Origin of the sequence: Streptomyces glaucescens (genome assembly GCF_002154375.1) — a bacterium.
GTDB lineage: Bacteria > Actinomycetota > Actinomycetes > Streptomycetales > Streptomycetaceae > Streptomyces > Streptomyces glaucescens.
Genome location: NZ_MUND01000696.1, coordinates 1 through 308 on the forward strand (window position 1 = coordinate 1; position 308 = coordinate 308).

Sequence of the window (308 nt, forward strand, 5' to 3'; positions counted from 1 at the left end):
CGACGGCGCGCGGCTGCACGTCGAGGTGCATGGGCCCGAGAGCGCGCCGCCCGTCGTCCTCATCCACGGCTGGACCTGTTCGACCGCCTTCTGGGCGGCGCAGATCCGCGCCCTGGCCGCCGGCCACCGCGTCATCGCCTACGACCAGCGCGGCCACGGACGCAGCCCCGCGAGCCGGTCGTGCAGCACCGACGCCCTCGCCGACGACCTGGAAGCCGTCCTCGCCGCCACCCTCGCGCCCGGTGAGAAGGCGGTGCTCGCCGGCCACTCCATGGGCGGCATGACGGTGCTGGCGGCGGCCGGCCGCC

At 76.9% G+C, this 308-nt stretch carries 1 protein-coding gene; it reads left to right on the forward strand.

What is annotated here, in order from left to right; genetic code table 11:
• The coding region (locus CCN42_RS43930) for an alpha/beta fold hydrolase (RefSeq protein WP_158102180.1) at positions 1-308 on the forward strand (308 nt) is incomplete at both ends.